Annotated in this window: 16 protein-coding genes; 9 read left to right on the top strand and 7 right to left on the bottom strand. The window is 45.2% G+C overall.

Translation table 11 applies throughout. From position 1 onward, the window contains the following. Positions 1-43: 43 nt before the first annotated feature. From ABDB98_RS18330 to ABDB98_RS18310, 5 genes are all read left to right on the top strand, one after another. The gene (locus ABDB98_RS18330; protein ID WP_438422174.1) at positions 44-1,444 is read left to right on the top strand and encodes a sigma-54 interaction domain-containing protein; all 1,401 of its coding nucleotides are present in this window, start codon (positions 44-46) and stop codon (positions 1,442-1,444) included. A gap of 146 nt (positions 1,445-1,590) precedes the next feature. Then, a complete protein-coding gene (gene speB / locus ABDB98_RS18325) occupies positions 1,591-2,571 on the top strand; it encodes an agmatinase (RefSeq protein WP_060963950.1) in 981 nt (326 codons plus the stop codon). Between the two features lie 50 nt (positions 2,572-2,621). After that, positions 2,622-4,031: a sodium:solute symporter gene (locus ABDB98_RS18320; RefSeq protein WP_438420915.1), complete on the top strand. Its 1,410-nt coding sequence runs from the start codon at positions 2,622-2,624 to the stop codon at positions 4,029-4,031. A gap of 26 nt (positions 4,032-4,057) precedes the next feature. Continuing rightward, a complete protein-coding gene (locus ABDB98_RS18315) occupies positions 4,058-5,539 on the top strand; it encodes an aldehyde dehydrogenase family protein (RefSeq protein WP_438422173.1) in 1,482 nt (493 codons plus the stop codon). Between the two features lie 4 nt (positions 5,540-5,543). Further along, a complete protein-coding gene (locus tag ABDB98_RS18310) occupies positions 5,544-6,911 on the top strand; it encodes a purine-cytosine permease family protein (RefSeq protein WP_438420914.1) in 1,368 nt (455 codons plus the stop codon). Positions 6,912-6,931: 20 nt separating this feature from the next. Here ABDB98_RS18310 and ABDB98_RS18305 read toward each other — a convergent pair whose 3' ends face one another. The 6 genes from ABDB98_RS18305 to ABDB98_RS18280 form a co-directional block, all read right to left on the bottom strand. Beyond that, a complete protein-coding gene (locus ABDB98_RS18305) occupies positions 6,932-8,011 on the bottom strand; it encodes a branched-chain amino acid aminotransferase (protein WP_438422172.1) in 1,080 nt (359 codons plus the stop codon). Between the two features lie 184 nt (positions 8,012-8,195). Continuing rightward, positions 8,196-9,374, bottom strand: coding sequence for a D-alanyl-lipoteichoic acid biosynthesis protein DltD (dltD, locus tag ABDB98_RS18300; protein WP_438420913.1), 1,179 nt, complete (start codon positions 9,372-9,374; stop codon positions 8,196-8,198). After that, positions 9,375-9,611 (bottom strand): D-alanine--poly(phosphoribitol) ligase subunit 2, encoded by a 237-nt coding sequence (gene dltC / locus ABDB98_RS18295; RefSeq protein WP_003150875.1) that lies wholly within the window; start codon positions 9,609-9,611, stop codon positions 9,375-9,377. Positions 9,612-9,627: 16 nt separating this feature from the next. Next, the gene (gene dltB / locus ABDB98_RS18290) at positions 9,628-10,809 is read right to left on the bottom strand and encodes a D-alanyl-lipoteichoic acid biosynthesis protein DltB (protein ID WP_060963955.1); all 1,182 of its coding nucleotides are present in this window, start codon (positions 10,807-10,809) and stop codon (positions 9,628-9,630) included. Then, positions 10,806-12,317 (bottom strand): D-alanine--poly(phosphoribitol) ligase subunit DltA, encoded by a 1,512-nt coding sequence (gene dltA, locus ABDB98_RS18285; protein ID WP_060963956.1) that lies wholly within the window; start codon positions 12,315-12,317, stop codon positions 10,806-10,808. Before dltA ends, dltB begins: the two co-directional genes overlap by 4 nt. Before the next feature lie 15 nt (positions 12,318-12,332). After that, positions 12,333-12,482 (bottom strand): teichoic acid D-Ala incorporation-associated protein DltX, encoded by a 150-nt coding sequence (locus ABDB98_RS18280; protein WP_013354059.1) that lies wholly within the window; start codon positions 12,480-12,482, stop codon positions 12,333-12,335. Between the two features lie 442 nt (positions 12,483-12,924). Between ABDB98_RS18280 and ABDB98_RS18275 the strand changes: the two genes are divergently transcribed. From ABDB98_RS18275 to ABDB98_RS18265, 3 genes are all read left to right on the top strand, one after another. Then, positions 12,925-13,866, top strand: coding sequence for a 1,4-dihydroxy-2-naphthoate polyprenyltransferase (locus ABDB98_RS18275; RefSeq protein WP_047475954.1), 942 nt, complete (start codon positions 12,925-12,927; stop codon positions 13,864-13,866). A 122-nt stretch (positions 13,867-13,988) separates the two neighbouring features. Then, positions 13,989-14,621, top strand: a complete 633-nt coding sequence (locus ABDB98_RS18270) for a GTP pyrophosphokinase (RefSeq protein ID WP_060963957.1) — start codon at positions 13,989-13,991, stop codon at positions 14,619-14,621. Between the two features lie 278 nt (positions 14,622-14,899). After that, a complete protein-coding gene (locus ABDB98_RS18265; protein WP_060963958.1) occupies positions 14,900-15,760 on the top strand; it encodes a glycosyltransferase family 8 protein in 861 nt (286 codons plus the stop codon). 53 nt (positions 15,761-15,813) lie between these two features. On the opposite strand, the gene ABDB98_RS18260 is transcribed toward ABDB98_RS18265, so the two are convergent. Further along, entirely contained in the window at positions 15,814-17,562 is a 1,749-nt protein-coding gene (locus ABDB98_RS18260) for a S8 family serine peptidase (RefSeq protein WP_438420912.1), read from the bottom strand. Between the two features lie 163 nt (positions 17,563-17,725). Between ABDB98_RS18260 and celB the strand changes: the two genes are divergently transcribed. Continuing rightward, a complete protein-coding gene (gene celB, locus ABDB98_RS18255; RefSeq protein WP_438420911.1) occupies positions 17,726-19,060 on the top strand; it encodes a PTS cellobiose transporter subunit IIC in 1,335 nt (444 codons plus the stop codon). Positions 19,061-19,077 lie beyond the last annotated feature (17 nt).

The raw sequence follows: 19,077 nt of genomic DNA, 5'->3' as shown, positions 1-19,077 counted from the left end.
TTATGATACCTTAAAAGAATCATCTATAAAGGGGTGCTGCTTAATGAATGAAGAAGTGAAAGTGTTGGAAGTAGAGTTAGGGGCGATATTAAATGCTTCGAACGACAATATTGTGATAACAGATGGGGAAGGGATCGTTTTAAAAGCAAGTCGTAATTGTGAAGATATTTACGGACGGCCGCTTTCTGAGATCATTGGGAAATCGGTGTTTGATTTACAAAGCAGATCGGTCTTTTCTCCGTCTGTTACCGCACGAGTGATTCAAGAAAAGAAGGAAATTCAAGTGATGCAAACGACCTCTTCTGGCAAATCCGTAATGGCGACGGGAATTCCGATTATGAAAAACGGAGAGATATTTAGAATCATCAGTTTCTCGCATGATTTAACGGAGATTAGGCGGCTGAAAGAAGATTATGAACAGCTTCAATCCAAGATGCGGCGATATGAAAAGGAGATTCAGGAATTGAAAAAGAAGACCGCTAATTCTGGAGAGGTTGTCATCAATAGCGATCGAATGGAGAAACTTTGGGTATTATTGAACCGCGTTGCGGCGAGTGATGCCAATGTAGTCCTTCTGGGTGAATCCGGTGTAGGAAAAACGGTTTTTGCCCGCGCCCTCCATCAGGCCAGCCATCGTAAGGCGGGCCCTTTCATTGAAGTGAATTGCGGTGCCATCCCGGAAAACCTGTTTGAATCAGAGATGTTCGGTTATCAAGGCGGTGCATTTACTGGGGCAAATCAGAAAGGCAAAGCAGGCATGATTGAACTCGCTCAAAAAGGTACTTTATTTCTTGATGAAGTAGGGGAACTCCCATTTAGTATTCAGGTCAAACTCTTAAAAGTTCTGCAGGAAAAAAGGGTTACAAGAATTGGCGGAATCACAGGCAAACATGTCGATTTTCGACTGGTTTCGGCTTCAAATCAGAATTTAGAAGAGTTAGTTCAGCAGGGAAAATTCCGTGAAGATTTATTTTACCGCTTAAACGTCGTCCCCATAACCATTCCGCCGTTAAGAGAAAGAAAAGAAGAAATTGATCAGCTGATGATGCATTTTCTGGAAAAATTCAATCAGAAATATGGGACAAGCAAGTTTTTTCATGCCGAAGTGTTTCCGCTATTCTTACAGTACCATTGGCCAGGAAATGTAAGAGAACTCGAGAATATGATTGAAAGAATCATTGTTACGACTGACACCAATACGATCTATCCAAAAGATATTGGTTTTTTGACTGGTAAGACTCAGGCTGACTATGATTGGAGCTCGCTCTTCGAATTTAATTCGAGTGGGGGCACACTGCAAGACGCTTTAAAAGAAGTCGAGAAAGCATGGCTCAAGCGGGCCTACCGCCAATGTAAAACAACGTATGAGATGGCAGATATACTAGGGATCAGCCAAGCCACGGTTGTCAGGAGGCTCAAAAAATACAAGATCGATTCAAAATAAATGAAGATAATTCATTTTGAATCGAAGTAACCGCTTTTCATTCACTTTTAACTCATTGTGCGTATTTATAATCCCCCGTTACTTGGAATCAAATGATTGGCACGGAAATTGCATAAATAAAAGAAAAACGTTTGGGAGGTCTTATGATGAAAAAATATCAGCCTAAAAATTCTTTTGAATCTCCGCGCTACTGCGGGCCGCGGACATTTATGCGACTGCCTTACAGAGAACAGCTTGACGAGCATATGGATTTTGTCATCACGGGAATTCCGTTTGACTCCGGTCAATCTTTTAGAACAGGGGCGAGATTCGGCCCTGAAGCAGTGAGAGATTTCTCCATTCTTTTACGGCCTTATAACCCGGAACAAAATATTAAAATCTTTGATTATGTTTCAGGAGTAGACTATGGAGATATTCCTGTGGTCCCTGGGTACTTTAAAGAAACATATAAAAAAATCGAAGAAGGTATTTATTCAATAGCAGAAAAAGGGATCATTCCCATTACAATTGGCGGAGATCATTCGATTACGCTAGGGGAATTAAGAGCCTTAAAGAAAATTCACGGACCAGTCGCATTGCTTCAGTTCGATGCGCATTCAGATACATGGGACAGCTATTTTGAGCAAAAATACAACCACGGCACGGTTTTCCGCCGAGCGATCGAAGAAGGGCTTATCGATGTCTCACGTTCCATTCAAATTGGAATGCGGGGCGGACTTTATGGTGAAGAGGATCTAATGGATGCGAAAAATCTTGGGTTAGAAGTGTTTACGACGAATGAATACAAAAAGCTTGGTGTTGAAAAAATGCTTGATGTGATTCATCAGAGAGTCGGCAGCGGACCTGTTTTCTTATCATTCGATATCGATTTTCTCGATCCTGTTTATGCGCCGGGGACAGGAACCCCTGAGGTATCTGGAGCAAGTATTGATGATGCTTTGGCTTTCGTCAGGGGATTGACGGATATCGACTTTATCGGTTTTGACCTTGTAGAAGTTCTTCCTGCGTATGATCATGGTCAAATTACTGCAGCAGCGGCCGCTAACATCATTTATGAGTTTGTCACACTGACAGCCCTTGCGAAGAAGAAAGCTGAGGCTGAACTGCGGTTGGCCAAAGAGAGATAGTTTTTGGCATAAATGACTGAATATTCTCAACTCGAAAGGAGGAGGGTGTTATGAATGGACTGGATGTCATGATGGTTGTCTTATATTTTGCTGCATTGATTTTTGTAGGTGTTTTAGGAGCGAGAAAAGCAAAAACTTCTGAAGATTATATCGTTGCCGGGCGTAATCTCGGCCTCACGATGTATTTAGCCTGTCTGGCTGCTGTTATATTAGGCGGTGCCTCTACAATTGGCACCGCCAAACTTGGCTATCAATTTGGCCTTTCAGGAATATGGATGGTTTTCATGCTTGGTCTGGGGATATCAGCAATCGGAGTTTTTCTGATTCGAAAAATGATGGCCTTGAAAGTGCTCACCATCAGTGAGGTGCTTGAAAAACGTTTTAATTCGGAAACAAGGCTGATCAGCTCTTTAGTTGCTGCCATCTATACACTGATGGTTACGGTGACACAGGTGATCAGTATGGGGACTATTCTCAATGTTCTGCTTGGCTGGAATTTAACGTTATCCATGATCACAGGCGGAGGAATTGTCCTGTTTTACACCTTGCTTGGCGGAATGTGGGCCATTACGATGACCGATATTATTCAATTTGTGATTATGACAGTTGGTGTTTTCTTCATTATGCTGCCGATGAGTCTCCACAAAGCGGGAGGCTGGAGCACGCTTTTAGAGAGATTGCCGCCAGGATATTTTGATGCAGGATCTATCGGCATGTCAACCATCTTTCAATACTTCCTGCTGTTTTGCTTAGGTATGGCTGTCGGGCAGGACATCTGGCAGCGGGTCTTTACAGCAAGAACAACTAAAATCGCCCGGGCCGGCACGATTGGAGCAGGGGTCTACAGTTGTTTTTACGCAGTTGCTGTTTGTTTGATCGGAATGTGCGCCTATGTTGTTCTCCCGCACTTGAAAGACCCGCAAACAGCCTTTTCAAGTATGGCGCTCGCGACGCTTCCGCCTGGCATATTAGGGGTTGTTATCGCAAGTGTCATTTCCGCACTCATGTCGACAGCCTCAGGAACGATGCTGGCTTCATCAACTTTAATTGTAAATGATATTTTAAAACGATATATGTCGCCTCAGATGAACGAACAGCATTTTTTGAAAATATCCCGGTTGACAACGTTCGCAGTCGGAATCACGACGATCGTCATTTCAATTTGGATTCAAGATGTACTGACAGCGCTTGATGTGGCGTATGCTGTGCTGTCCGGAGCGATATTCTTCCCGATTATTTTGGGATTCTTTTGGAAAAGAGCTACCGCACAAGCAGCATTTTATTCGATTTTGCTCAGTACTGCAGTTATCCTTGCGGGTCTTGCTATCCAAGGGGTGTCGTCGACAGAGCCGATTGTGTACGGGCTGCTTGTCAGTATCATCGTCATGATTACAGTCTCGCTTGCTGGTACATCAAAGAAAGAACCAGCTGCACTTAAAAAGTCTGAACCTTATTATTAAAGGCTAGGAGCTGATCGAAATTGAATGTGAAAAATGAACAGCTTTTCATTAATGGCGAATTTATAAAAGGAGAAGGAAAAGAACGTGCAATCATTGATCCTGCTTCGGGGCGCCTTATCACCGTCATTCAAGAAGCTTCGGGAGAACAAGCACGTGAAGCTGTCCAAGGTGCAGAACGGGCTTTTGTCAAAACAGACTGGGCTCAAAATCAATCCCTTCGTATAAAAGTCCTTCGCCGGCTTTCGGATCTATTGGAAGCTTCCGCAGAGACATTTGCCGAAATCGAAACCCAAAATACCGGTAAACCGATTCGTGAATCAAGATTAGATATCAGTGATGCTGTGTGTTGTTTAAGATATTACGCTGATTTGCAAGAGTCGAAAAAAACGTGGTCCAAGGAAATGGATGACGGTTCAATCAGCCGAGTGATTGAAGGCCCCATGGGTGTCTGTGTTTTGATTGTACCGTGGAACTTTCCGCTGTTATTGGGAATTTGGAAACTGGCGCCGGCGTTAGCTGCGGGGAATGCAGTGGTTTTCAAGCCTTCTGAATGGACGCCGCTGTCATTTTTAACATTTGCAAAATTGGTCAAAGAGGCGGGCCTCCCAGATGGCATATTCAACTTAGTAACAGGAGATGGCTCGTCTGTCGGCCAAGAATTAATTAAGCACGGAGCGGTTCGGAAAGTCTCGTTTACTGGAAGTTCCAAAACGGGTCAACTGATTAATCGCCAATGTGCAGGCACATTTAAGCGAGTTTCTCTTGAATTAGGAGGTAAATCGCCGCTTCTCGTCTTTGATGATGCAGACATTGAAGCAGCTTGTGATATTGCATTGTTTTCGTCTTATTTTAATCAGGGACAGGTCTGTGTCGCTGCTTCCCGTATACTCGTGCAAGATTCATTGTATGACAGTTTTTTAGCCAGGCTGACAGAGAGGGCTAAACAGATTAAAATTGGCGATCCTCGTGACGAAGAGACGGAAATGGGGCCTGTCATCAGTCAGGAGCACCTTGCAAAAATTGAACACTATATCAGGGCCGGGAAGGAAGAAGGGGCTCGTCTCGTGACTGGAGGTGAGCGGATCATTCCTCAAACCGGTTACTATATCACACCGGCAGTCTTCACGAACGTAAACCAATCGATGAAAATTGTTCAGGAAGAAATTTTCGGCCCGGTGATAACGGTTCAGGAATTTTCTAATGAAGATGAAGCCATCTCTTTGGCAAACGGTACGAGATTTGGCTTGGCAGCTGGTATTTTAACAGAAAATGAAGAAAAAGCGCTGCGAACAGCAGAAAGTCTTCATGCAGGGATCATTTGGATCAATAGCTATCATACACCGTATCTTGAAGCGCCATGGGGCGGGGTAAAACAGAGCGGGATAGGGAGAGAACTCGGACCTTATGGCCTCGCTTCGTTTACAGAGCCTAAACATATCAATATCACCAGCAAATTGAATCCTGTGGAATGGTATCAGTGGCATCCATCTGTTCTGAATAAGGGGTGATGACATGACAGAAGAAGCGGCAGGTTTTAGCAGTGATGGGATCATGCCTATTGAGACAGGGAAGAGGACGATGGGGTTCTTTTCAACTTTCTCGATTTGGACGGGCGCGAATATAGTGGTCACGACGATGTATACAGGGATGCTTTTTGTACCGGATATGACCTTTTGGCAAGCATTATGGCTCATTTTGCTCGGCTCCATTGCCGGCGCTGTCCCCTTGGTTTTAATGGGTAATATCGGAACACGAACAGGATTGCCGACGATGGTGTTAATGCGTCCGGCTTTCGGAATAAAAGGAGGTATTTTGCCTTCAGCTGTCAACATTCTCATTTTAGTTGGCTGGTCATGGATCCAAGCTTATATGGCGGGGGCCAGTTTAAATGAGGCTGTTTATTTTTTAACAGGCTACAGCAACATTAATCTGTTCACAATAGTGACGCAAGCTTCTGTGCTTGTCATCACGTTATATGGGCATAAAGTTGTTGAATCTGCAGAAACGATTGTAGCGGCTATTATGGTGGTATTAACTGCTGTTTTGTTTGGGTTTATCTTTATGACGTTTCATCCGATTGAATTTCTGCAAATGAAAACAACTGCCGTTTCAGGAATCAAGGGCATAAGCGCATTTGATATTGTCGTCGCGACTGCATTTACTTGGGTGCCGATCGTCTGCGATTATAATCGGCATTGCAAAAATGAGCGAACGGGGATGGCAGGTACCTTTTTCGGTTATATTTTATCCACCGTCATTGCGATGGGACTTGGAGCGGTAGTTTCAGCTTTTGCGGTTTTAGGACATCAACAGCCTGACCACCAAATGGCGGGCATTATTGGACAGTATCATCCTATTCTCGGCTTTATTGCGGCCATTGTTATTTTTTTATCTGTTTTATCGACCAATGTGATGGTATTATACAGTGCTGTCATGTCTTATCTATCCATCTTCAGCAAACAGCGCTTCATTTTTCCTGCAATCGCTCTTGGTATCATTACCATTGGAGGTTCATTATTAAAAGAATGGCTGCTCGATCACTTTCAAAATTTTTTACTGATGATCGGTACGCTTTTTATTCCTATCTTTGCTATTGTACTGGTTGATTACTATATTGTTAGAAAAAAACACTATCATGTGGATGAAATGTTAACAGGGGAGAAGCGGTTTTATTGGTATCAAAAGGGGTTTCACGTACGGGTTTATTTCACCTATCTTTTTGGCGCTGTTTTCGCTTATTATTTTTCCTATGTGATCCCGCTGCCGATCGGCGTGACCATTCCTACTTTTATGGCTACAGGGCTATTTTACTTAGCAGTGCTTAAAGTAACGGAAAGAAGGGCGGCAGTGACGGAGATGGTGAAAAAAAACCTCTCTTAAAGAGAGGTTTCATAGGTCTATTACAGTGTATCGACTTCTACTGTCCAGCCGAATAGATCAGGCTGGGCGCCTTTTTGAATGCCTGTAATGGTATCATACAGCTTCTTCGAGATCTCTCCGGTTTCACCGCTGCCGATGACAAGACTTTCATCATTCCAAATCAGTTCGCCGACCGGAGAAATGACCGCCGCCGTACCGGTTCCGAACGTTTCTTCCAATCGGCCGTCACGATGCGCCTGAATGATTTCATCGATCGAAATTTTCCGCTCAGACACAGTCAATCCCCAATGTTTGAGCAGGGTGATGACGGAATTTCTCGTAATTCCTTCAAGAATGCTTCCGTTCAGCTCCGGCGTCACAATTTCGCCGCTGATTTTGAAAAAGATGTTCATGCTGCCGACTTCTTCTATGTATTTTTTCTCAATGCCGTCAAGCCATAGCACCTGGGAAAAGCCCTTCTCCTCCGCAACCTGCTGCGCCTTCAGGCTTGAAGCGTAGTTGCCGGCCGTTTTCGCGTTTCCCGTACCGCCTTTGACGGCGCGGACGAACTCGTTTTCCACGGCGATTTTCACCGGTTTAATGCCTTCTTTGTAATAAGAGCCGACCGGCGACAGAATGATAAACAGCTTGTACGTATGGGATGCCGCTACACCGAGGAAAGGCTCGGTCGCAATGATAAACGGACGGATATAAAGGGAAGTGCCTTCCGCTTTCGGAATCCAGTCTTTGTCGATGGCTACGAGCTGTTTCAGGCCTTCAAGAACAAGCTCTTCATCAATGAGCGGGATGCAAAGACGGTCATTTGACTGATTCAGGCGCTCCATATTTTTCTCCGGTCTGAACAGAAGCAGCTCCTGATCCTTCGTTACATACGCTTTAAGCCCTTCAAAAACGGTTTGGCCGTAATGATAAACCATAGCCGCAGGATCCATTGAGAAGGGCTGATAAGGGATAATTCTCGGATCGTACCAGCCTTGATCCGCATCGTAATCCATAACAAACATATGGTCGGTGAAAATTCTGCCGAACGCAAGGTTATGGGGGTCCGGTTTAGGTTTTTTGGCTGAAGTCAATTCAACACGAATGTCTTGTTTCATAATGTTCTGTCTCCCTATTGGTGTTATTGTCGAACTTATTTGAAAATAATTTATATTCTATTGTATACCTTCAACAAATATTCGCAATAGTTTTCCTCAAATTTGTGAAAAAATCAAATCACATAAAAAGCAGGGGAGAGAATGCCCCCTGCGTGTTCGTTTTTTCTGTATTCGATCATCGCCGTGCTCAGTGAACCGTCACTTTGCCGGTTTTGTAAAACTGCTCCATCGCTTTATCGACGTACACCCAGCCCTTCCAGGCGATATGGATGGTGTCTTTCATAAAGTACGGATCATATTCGTGCCCGGATAAGTCGGCAACCTGAAAGCCCTTCGCTTTAATCTGCTTTGTGACTTTTTTGTAGTAATCAGTCCGGCCTTTTTTCGGGAAGCCGGTGTAGTCATACCATTTTCCGTTGACCGGAATAACCACGAACATCGGTTCAGCGCCGGCAGCTTTCAGAATGTCCAGCATATCCTCAAAGTCGTGATATTCGACTGATTTGGCGTAAGTTCTTCCTTTGTTGATTCCTTTCACTCTCTTTAACTTCGGCTTAATTTTTTTATAAGAAGTGTCATCGATATAGAAAGGATTGGACTTGGAACTCCGTTTTCCTAATTGCGCGGCGGCTGTTTTTAACTCTGACCACGATTTTCCTTTTAGGTTTTCAGAGATCGTCCGCTCAGGACCCTCGGTTTCTCCCAATGAATAATAAAGATCTTTTTTCTCAAGCAGAGAATAGTAAGCCTTGGCGGCCGGCATGACCGTTTTCACTTTCCATGATTGGCCGTTGACCATTCCTTTGTACAATTCAGAAAGGACGGCATCATGCTGAACGACTTTAAAACGAAGCATGCGTTTCATCATGTTCTTTTTGACCGCGGGATCAATCTGGTCATTAAATGCTAAATCCAATGCTTGAAGTGATGAAAAATTCGGCGCAAAGTGCTGTTCATCCGAACCTTTTTTAATAAACCATTGAGGAGAAACAATGAATACCAGTTTTTTTCCTTTCAGCTGCTGGTAATGCGCCGCAAAGTTTACGGCGTGTATCAGGGATTGATCCCCGCCTTTTCCGACAAGATAAGGCGTAAAGCCTTGGTTGTTCACTTGAAAATAGTTGGACGGGTGAAACTGATCTAATCTTGAAAGCTCGGAAGATCCGAAAATCGGCAGATACTTCGAGTCTTCGAACATTTTGTTTTGCAGATAGAGCCCTTGGAACATATTAGGGTTTAAGGCCGCTGCCGACTCTTCGACACGTTTTTCAGGAATGAAGCGCGTAAGCCATGAAGCCGGAACTGCTATAGCTCCGACAAACAGGACAAACGCTAAAATAATTGGTCCAAAGAAACGCTTTTTCATTTACTTCAACTCAGTCAGTTTGTTTACAATGTTGTTTGGCGTATTCCACTCGTCACGGTCAAACTCAGTGATCGGCACTGTAATGCCGAAGCGGTTTTCGATGGCAACAAGCAGCTCTACAGTTCCGAAAGAATCAAGCAGTCCTTCTTCAAAGATTTCAATATCAGGATTTTCTTTCACAGCGTCCTCCTGACAAACTTCAGCTAATACGTCTAATACTTCCTGTTTAAATTCCATGTGTTTTCAATCTCCTTTAGTGATGAAATGGTTTTCCTGAGAAAATATAAAATCCGAAACATACGAAATGGAATGTGATGACGATGGCTAAAAACGCCGTAAAACGATTGGCGGGCAGCCACTTGTATTTCTTATTCCATTTCTCAAAAAAGTTATACCCCGTCATTAACACGGCATGGTACAGGCCGTACACAATATATTGCAGGGCGAGCCCGTGCCAGACGCCCATCAGCATGAACAGCAGGAAATACCCGATGTTCGAGACGGCCATCCGGTTCTTTATCCATTTTTTCTTTGTCATCCAGAAAACAAAGCGCATAAATACGTAGTCTCTGAACCAAAAGGATAAGGACATGTGCCAGCGGTTCCAGAAGTCTTTAATGTTTCTGCTGATAAACGGCTTATTAAAGTTTTCCGGAGATTTGATACCCATAATGTAGCTGACACCGACGGCAAACATCGTGTAGCCCGCAAAATCGAAAAACAGGTACAAGCTGTATCCGTACATGTACAGCACATTGCTCCACAGTTTGCTGTGGGTGATATGAGACAGATTCATAATGAAATATGTGTTAATCGCATATCCGATAATGAATTTGTACAAGAAACCGATAAAAATTTTATGAATGCCGGTATACAGTAAATCAGCGTATTCTCCCTTTGTCCATACTTTCTGTTCGTCCTTGGCAAATCTGCGGTATCTGTCGATCGGACCGGAAGAAATGGTCGGGAAGAACATAATAAAGTACAAAAGGCGGTGAAGCGGCATTTTTTCTTTAATCAGCCCGTCTCTCGTTTCCATGATCAGCTGGACGCCTTTAAATGTCAAATAAGAAATTCCTAAGAAACTGATCAGGTTGTGAACCGGATGATGAGGCACCGCCGGAAAGAAAAACGGCCATAATTTAGATAAAAACAGGGGTAAAATGGACGCGATCACGGCCATGCTGAAGACAAAGCCGCTATTGGCTTTCAGTCTGTAAGCGAGATACCCCCTGATTAACAGCACCTGCCACAGCGTAAAGATACATAATGCAATGACGCCGTGCAGATCATGCGAGAAAATCAAAGCCAATACGATGATGGATATAAACATGTTGTATCCTTGGAATCTCTTGCCGTTCAGCCCTAAAATAATCGTCGGCAAGAGAAGGATTCCAAGTAAGATAAAAAAGAAAAACGAGCTGTAAGGCGTCATACAAGAACCTCTTCGCCAATGCGTTTACGGTCGATTTTTCCGTTCGCAGTCATTTGAATGTGATCCTGATAAATGAATTTTCTCGGAATCATGTAAGCCGGAAGCGAAGCGGCCAGCTCTTTCTTAATAGCGCTTGTCAGCTGGAATTCTTTTTCGAAATCATGTTTTTCAGGCACGATGGCGGCAATTAGATATTCGACAGGTCCGTTAGGCTGATACGGGATGACAACCGCTGAGCGTACATATTGAGACTGCCTTACATGCACTTCGATTTCCTCAAGCTCCATTCGGTAGCCGTGAAGCTTTATCTGGAAATCCAGGCGTCCTTGGCAGAAAATCTGACCTTCTTGAGCATAACCGGCATCACCCGTATGATATGCCCACTGTCCGTCAACAGAGAAAAACGCTTTTTCCGTCAGAGACGGCTCACCGAGATAACCTTTGCTTACGCTCGGGCCGGCGATGATGATTTCCCCTTTTTCTCCGTCCGGAAGCTTATTCCCGTTTTCATCCATGATGAAGATATTCATATCGGGTTTTGCAAATCCGACGGGCAGAGATTCATTTTCATCGATGACCTGCTGCGTAATTTCCACGGAGGTGACGGCAACCGTTGTTTCGGTCGGGCCGTATGTATTGAATACGCGGGCCTTCGGAAAACGGTTTAACAGTTCCTGTGCCACGGCAGCCGGAAGCGCTTCTCCGCAAAACATAAATACTTCTGCGTCAGGCAGGAGTTCCTGCGTAAAGCCGGGGTCCATCAGACACATTTGGACGAAAGACGGCGTCGATGTCCAGACATTCAGCCTGGATTTCTCCAGCTCTTCAAATAGTACTTTCGGTTTATTGATTTTGTCTTTCGTTACACAGTGCAGCGTACCTCCCGTTTGAAGCGACGGGAAAATGTCCATGACAGATAAATCAAAAGAAAACGGAGCTTGGTTTAAGAATGTCTTGCCTTCGCCCACAGGAAAATCCCTGCAGATCCAGTCTGTGAAGCTTTGCAGGTTATCAGCTGATATCTGCACGCCCTTCGGATTTCCCGTGCTGCCGGACGTGTAAATAATGTAAAAAGTGTCCTGATCTTTTACCCAGTTCTCACGGCTGAGGTCTGCATCTCCGTCAGCTGCAAGTTCTTCGGGTGTAACGGTTTTAATCAGATTGCTCCCCGTATCGACTGCATCGCCCGATACGCTGATGAGCAGCTCTGCGCCTGAGCTTTCAATGATTTTGACGATCCGCTCTGCCGGAATGGACACATCGACAGGGATGTAAGGGCGGCCCGCTTTGACGCTTCCTAAGAAAGAAACGATCATATTCGGCTCCATATGTCCGTAAACCAGGACAGGTGTTTTCGAACCGTCAGCTGTATGTTTTTCAATGCCGGACGCAACCCGCTCCGACAAATCCCATAATTCCCCGTAAGTGAGGGAATGATCTAAGGAACGAAACGCTTCGGCCTGAGGCTTGGCGTCTGCATATGTTTTTATAGCATCAAGTAGTTTCATAGTTATCCTCCCCGATTAGAAATCGTTGTAAATATAAGTGCCGGTATTGGCTGTATGAAATCCATACATCCAAAAGAGCAATACTAATATCAGAAAATAAAAGCCCGTATGAAACGTCCATTTAACCAATGTATTTTCATAAGCACGTTTTAATTTTTGCATCATGTTAAAATTCCTTCCCCGCGTATTCAATAATTACACCAGTATATGACGATTAGATTAACAAAAAGTTTCAAAATATGTCTAATATCCTAAGCTTAAAATTTCCTTAAAAATGAATGAGAAACAAAAGGATGGAAAATACGCATGTATAAATTGGCAAATGATCATACTAAAAAAGCGATGTTCAGGCGGGATTTTTAACTTATCGTAAATATAAATGAGGTAAAAAAATTTCGGCGGCTTTTTCTTACGCAGGCTTGTGCCGAACCCCAATAGGGAAGGGCGGAAAGCCGTTTTCGGCAGCAAAGCTGACGGAGCGCCGCATCTTGTGAAATGGGGAAGAAATTATTATGATAGATAAGGTAGCAGAAAACATAAAAACCCCAATTCAACACTACTGTTATCGGCTGACTGTGAAAGCCTTTTAATAGAAAGGAAGAGGAAAATGAATCAAAACAATATGGGAGGCAGCCAAAAGACGCCTGAAAAAGAAAGCATGGGCCGCATTTTATGGCAGTTAACCCGCCCTCATACATTGACGGCATCGTTTGTGCCCGTACTTCTCGGCACCGTATTGGCGATGTTTTACGTAAAGGTTGATTTCCTGCTGTTTTTGGCCATGCTGTTTTCCTGCCTTTGGATCCAGATCGCCACGAACTTATTCAATGAATATTACGATTTTAAACGCGGTTTAGATACGGCGGATTCTGTCGGTATCGGCGGAGCGATCGTCCGCCACGGCATGAAGCCGAAAACGATTCTGCAGCTGGCGCTCGGCTCTTATGCGATTGCCCTCGTGCTCGGTGTTTATATCTGCATGAGCAGCAGCTGGTGGCTTGCGGCAATCGGCCTTGCCGGCATGCTGATCGGCTATCTGTATACGGGCGGCCCGCTGCCGATTGCGTATACACCGTTTGGGGAACTGTTCTCCGGCATTTGCATGGGCTCTGTGTTTGTCCTTATTTCTTTCTTCATTCAGACAGGCGGAATTAATGAACAGAGCATTTTGATTTCCATCCCGATCGCCATCTTGGTCGGCGCGATTAACCTGTCCAATAATATCCGTGATATTGAAGAAGATAAAAAGGGCGGACGTAAAACGCTGGCGATTTTAATGGGGCATAGGGGAGCCGTCATGATACTGGCCGCGTCCTTTGCCATCGCTTACATCTGGATCGTCGGTCTTGTTATCATGGGATATACAAGCCCGTGGCTGTTCCTGGTCTTTTTGAGCGTGCCCAAACCCGTTCAGGCCGTGAAAGGCTTCGTGAAAAACGAAATGCCGATGAACATGATTATTGCGATGAAATCAACGGCGCAAACCAATACATTCTTCGGATTCCTGCTTTCCATCGGACTCCTGATCAATTATTTCCTGATCAAATGACAAGGCAAATGCCATAACGGCATTTGCTTTTTTTTATGAAATAATCTTCACGATTTTGTAAAGAACCTGACTGCCGACCGAACCGTCTGATATGTGGACAGCAAAGCAAGGAGATGAAAAAAATGGACTTGTCAACAGCCCATATGGATGATTTAAAAACGGTCATGGAAGATTGGAAAAATGAATTATTAGTTTATAAATTCGCTTTAGATGAGCTGGATACGAAGTTTTCTATCATCAGTCAGGAATATAATCTGATTCACGGGCATAACCCGATCGAGCATACAAAATCACGCGTGAAAAGTTTTGAAAGCATCGTCAATAAACTGATGCGCAAAGGCTGTGATGTGACGACGCAGGAAATGAAAGAGCATATTCATGACATCGCGGGTGTCAGGATCATCTGTTCTTTTATATCAGATATTTATAATGTCGCTGAGGTTTTGAAGCAGCATAAGGACCTGAACATTGTGAAGGTGAAGGATTATATCAAACATCCGAAGCCGAACGGCTACCGCAGCCTGCATTTGATTATTGAAATTCCCGTCTATTTGACGAATCGGGTGGAATATGTGAAGGCGGAAATCCAAATCCGCACCATCGCCATGGATTTTTGGGCGAGTCTTGAGCATAAAATTTATTACAAATTAAATAACGAAGTCCCGAAGCATCTGACTGACGAGCTGAAGGAAGCGGCGGAAATCGCCCATTATTTAGACGAAAAGATGCTTGGGATTAAGAAAGAAGTCGATTAACCGATTGGCGCATCATAAACAGCCGGACTGCAAATAAAAGCAGTCCGGCTGTTTGTTTATCCAAGGACGCTCACCGTTTTTCGCTGCCGGCCTTGATCGTCTTGCCCCCGTTCACATAGAACCCGCTGCTAAGATCACTTTCTTTCCTCACCCCAAACAAAGAAGAAAGATATCAACTCGTCAACAGCACATTCCCGCAGAAAAAATGTGTAAGATCGAGGTTTACTTTTGAAAAAAAGGGAAAGAAAATGATACAACAAAAAGGGAGATGAATATCAGTGGGAAAGAATGAAACAATGCATATCGTATCATGTGCCGATGATCATTATGCTCGTCATTTGGGTGGGATGTTCGCTTCTTTATTGATGAATATGGATAAAACAAGGAATGCCAAATTATATGTGATCGACGGCGGAATTACTGCTGAAAATAAGGACAAGCTTGAACAGACTGCGATGTCATTCGGAACGCCGCTTGAATTTTTAGAAGTGGATGCTGACCAATACAAACATGCGGTCGAAAGCAGCCACATTACAAAAGCGGCTTATTACCGCATTTCCATTCCTGATTTAATTAAGGATGAGTCCGTAAAGCGGATGATTTACATTGATTGCGATGCAATTGTGATGGAAGATATTTCGGTTTTATGGGATTTGGATATTTCCCCGGCAATAGTTGCGGCAGTAGAAGATGCCGGACAGCATGAAAGACTGAAAAAAATGAATATCAGCGACACGGCCAAGTATTTCAATTCCGGCATTATGATTATAGATTTTGAACCTTGGAGAAAACAGAATATTTCCAAAAAAGTGATTGATTTTATCAATGAAAACAGTTCGGAGGATTTTCTCGTGTTTCATGATCAGGACGCGCTTAACGCGGTCTTATATGATCAATGGTATGAACTGCATCCGCGCTGGAATGCACAGACGCATATTATCATGAATGAGAAAACGCCTCCTGAACTGATCGACCGTATACGTTACAGAGAAACACGGGCCGAACCGGCCATCGTCCATTTCTGCGGCGGAGACAAGCCTTGGAATACAGGCACCGCGCACCCGTACCGTGATCATTATTTCCGATATATGTCCTTTACGAAATGGAACACGGTCGATCGCCCGGCCATGAACCAATAGGCAGATGGAAGAAAAACGCTTATGAAGCCATGATGCGGCTCATAAGCGTTTTTTTAATGTTTCACCTGAATTGCGCGCACGCGTTTTTGCAGGCTGGTCTTTTCGGCAGACGGCTTCAGCCGGCTGACCGCCGTTTGTGCCGCTGATTTTGCCTTTTTCGTTTTGGTTTTTTCGGCCGTTTTCACTTTGTCTCTTGCCTGCTTCCGGTGGAGTTTCTCTTTTATCCGGTCAAGCCGTTTTTCCAGAGTGGTTTTTTCTTTTCCCGGCTGAAGCTCGCTCACTGCTTTTTTGGCTTTTGCGGCGTTGGCCTCAGAGGTCTTTTTTTCGGCCTGTCTGACGCTGGCCCCAGCAGTTTTCAAAAGGCCTGAATTGACAGCGTCAAGCCGCTTTTGCAGCCCTTTTTTCTCTGATCCGGCCGGTAATTTCCGGATGGCGCTTTGTGCCGCATTAACGGCGGTTTTTTTCTTTTGTTTTTCGGCAGTCCGGACTTTGTCTTTGGCGTCCGTCACATTTCTTGCTGTCTGAACTTTATTGATTCGGGACTCGAGGGCGGTTTTTCCCTTTGACTTGGAAAGCTTGCTGACCGCCGTTTTTGCTTGATTGATATCTGCCTGCTTTTTCGTTTTTTCCGCTTTTATTACGGCCCGTTCGGCAAAGCTCTTTTGCTTTGCGTGATATTGCACCAGCCCGTACCCGAATTGGCTGTCACGTCCGGGAGCGCCCAGATCTTTAATGTTTTGCTGCATCTGCTGTCGGAGCTGTTTATTTGTTTCTTCCGGATATTTTTGCTTGAGCAGCGCGAACATTCCGGTGACGTGCGGCGCGGCTTGAGATGTGCCGTCAGCCACAGCGTACATTTGATTCAGGTACGTGCTCGTAATATTGGTGCCGGGTGCGGCAAATTCAATTTGTTTTCCGGTCGTGGAAAAAGCCGCAAGCCCGTTTTTTTCGGTTGACGCTGAGACTGCCGTTACGCTGCTGTAGGCGCCCGGATAATTGACGGGTTTTTTGTTGCCGTCGTTTCCTGCGGCGGCTACGATGACAATTCCTTTTTTGTATGCTTTGTCGACGGCGTCGTGAAGAATTTTGCTGTCTGCGTTAGTTCCGAGACTCATATTGATGATGTCCATTTTGTTGGCGATGGACCAGTCGATCGCTTTAAGAAGGCTTTTGAGATCTCCCGCGCCTTTTCTGTCCAATGCTTTAACCGCATATAACCGGACATCCGGCGCGATGCCGTCAATGCCGTATCCGTCATGTTTGGCGGCAATGATGCCGGCGACATGCGTACCGTGCCCGTTGTCATCCTTGTATGAAGATGTATAGCTGACTGCGGAATAGCCTCCCGCAACGGAAAGGTCATCATGAGGGTAAATGCCGCTGTCAATGACAGCCACTTTCACCTTTTTTCCCGTCAAGCCATCTTTCCAGGCCTGCTTGACCTGAGTGGGCTCTATATCCCATTGCGGCAGGGTGTAACTGCCGCTTGAGGCCGCTGTTAACGGGTGTATATCAGAACCGCCTGCTGCCTGAAAGGATACATTGTCTTCAACATATAAAATGTCAGGATCATGTTTCAGGTCTTTCACCGTTTCCGAATCAGCCGACACGGCGACTGCGGGAAGATGCTGATAGGTCTGTTCCACATCCGCTCCGCTGTCTATGGCGGATTCCTTGCCGTTATTATTTTTGTAGACCACGATAACGTCCCGGTCCTGCGTCTCGGCGTGAGCGGGTGCCGCGGCGGAGAACAGGGTGACGCACAAGGCCGCGGCGATGATCGGTTTCAGGGTGTGATACATTGTGATTCCCCCTTTTTCTTTATATATCGGCATTGCGGAATTCTTTTTTTCCTAAGGGATAAGGAAAATTTCTGCATGCAAATGTAAGCGTTTCCAAAATATGATGGAGAAAATGCTTTAAGACATCTGCGCAATGAACTCAAAAAAGGGGGTTTTTTGATAAATGAGTACGTTTAATCGGGTCATGGAAGAAAAAATCATGCCTGTCGCCGGAAAAGTCGCCGGCCAAAGGCACTTAAGGGCTTTGCGGGACGGCATTATTTTGACTATGCCGCTTATTATTATCGGATCGGCTTTTCTGATTCTGACGAGTCTCCCGATTCCCGGTTATGCCGATTTTATGGCCGGTCTTTTCGGTGAACAATGGGTTGAAAAGCTCGGGTATCCCGTGAATGCGTCCTTTGACATTATGGCGCTTGTCGCCGCCTTCGGGATTGCTTACCGGCTCGCAGAAAGCTATGAGGTGGATGCCCTGTCGTCGGGAGCCATTGCCCTTGCCGCCTTTTTATTGGCGACACCGTATCAGATTCCTTTTATCCCTGACGGCTCGTCAACAGAGATTATGGTGGGGGGCGGCATTCCGATTTCGCTGCTCGGAAGCAAAGGCCTGTTTGTCGCGATGATCATAGCAATGTTGTCTACGGAAGTGTACCGGTTTATCGTACAAAGAAATATCGTCATTAAGATGCCTGACGGAGTGCCGCCTGCGGTCAGCAAATCGTTCGTCGCGCTCATCCCCGGTTTCATTATTATTACGCTGGTATGGCTGGCCCGTCTGTTTATTGAAATGACTCCTTTTAAAAGCCTCCACAATGTCGTAGGCGACCTGCTGGGCACTCCGCTGTCTATTTTAGGCGGGAGTCTTGGCGGAAGCCTTGTCGCCGAATTCGTGCAAATGCTCCTTTGGTCGTGCGGCATACATGGCGCTTCCATTATCGGCGGGGTCATGTCACCGATTTGGTACGGAGCGATGGACGTCAACCGTTTGGCTTTTCAAGCGGGAGAAGCGCTGCCGAACATTTTTACGACACAGTTCTTTCAAATATGGATCAATGTCGGCGGAAGCGGCGCAACGCTGGCCCTTGTGCTGACCATGCTTGTGCGCTCCAGAAGCAAACAGATGAAACAGCTCGGCCGACTCGGAATCGGACCCGCGATCTTTAACATTAACGAGCCGATTATTTTCGGGATGCCGCTTGTCATGAATCCGCTGTTAATCGTGCCTTTTATCATCGCACCGCTCTTGACCATTACGGCGACGTACATCGGGATGAGCACGGGAATGGTGGCAAAACCGGCGGGAATCGCCGTGCCGTGGACGATGCCGCCGCTTATTTCCGGTTATCTGGCGACGGGCGGGAAAATCTCCGGTTCGGTCATGCAGCTGATCAACCTCATGATTACATTTATCATTTATTATCCGTTTTTCAGAATGTGGGATCTTCAAAAATGGAGAGAGGAACGGGCAGCGGAACAAAACGTCACAGAAGAAATATAAAAAAACGGGCGCTTCTG

It is taken from the genome of Bacillus siamensis (assembly GCF_051628075.1).
Lineage (GTDB): Bacteria > Bacillota > Bacilli > Bacillales > Bacillaceae > Bacillus > Bacillus siamensis.
Note: the sequence above shows the minus strand (reverse complement) of the source record. Positions and strands in the feature narration are given on the sequence as shown.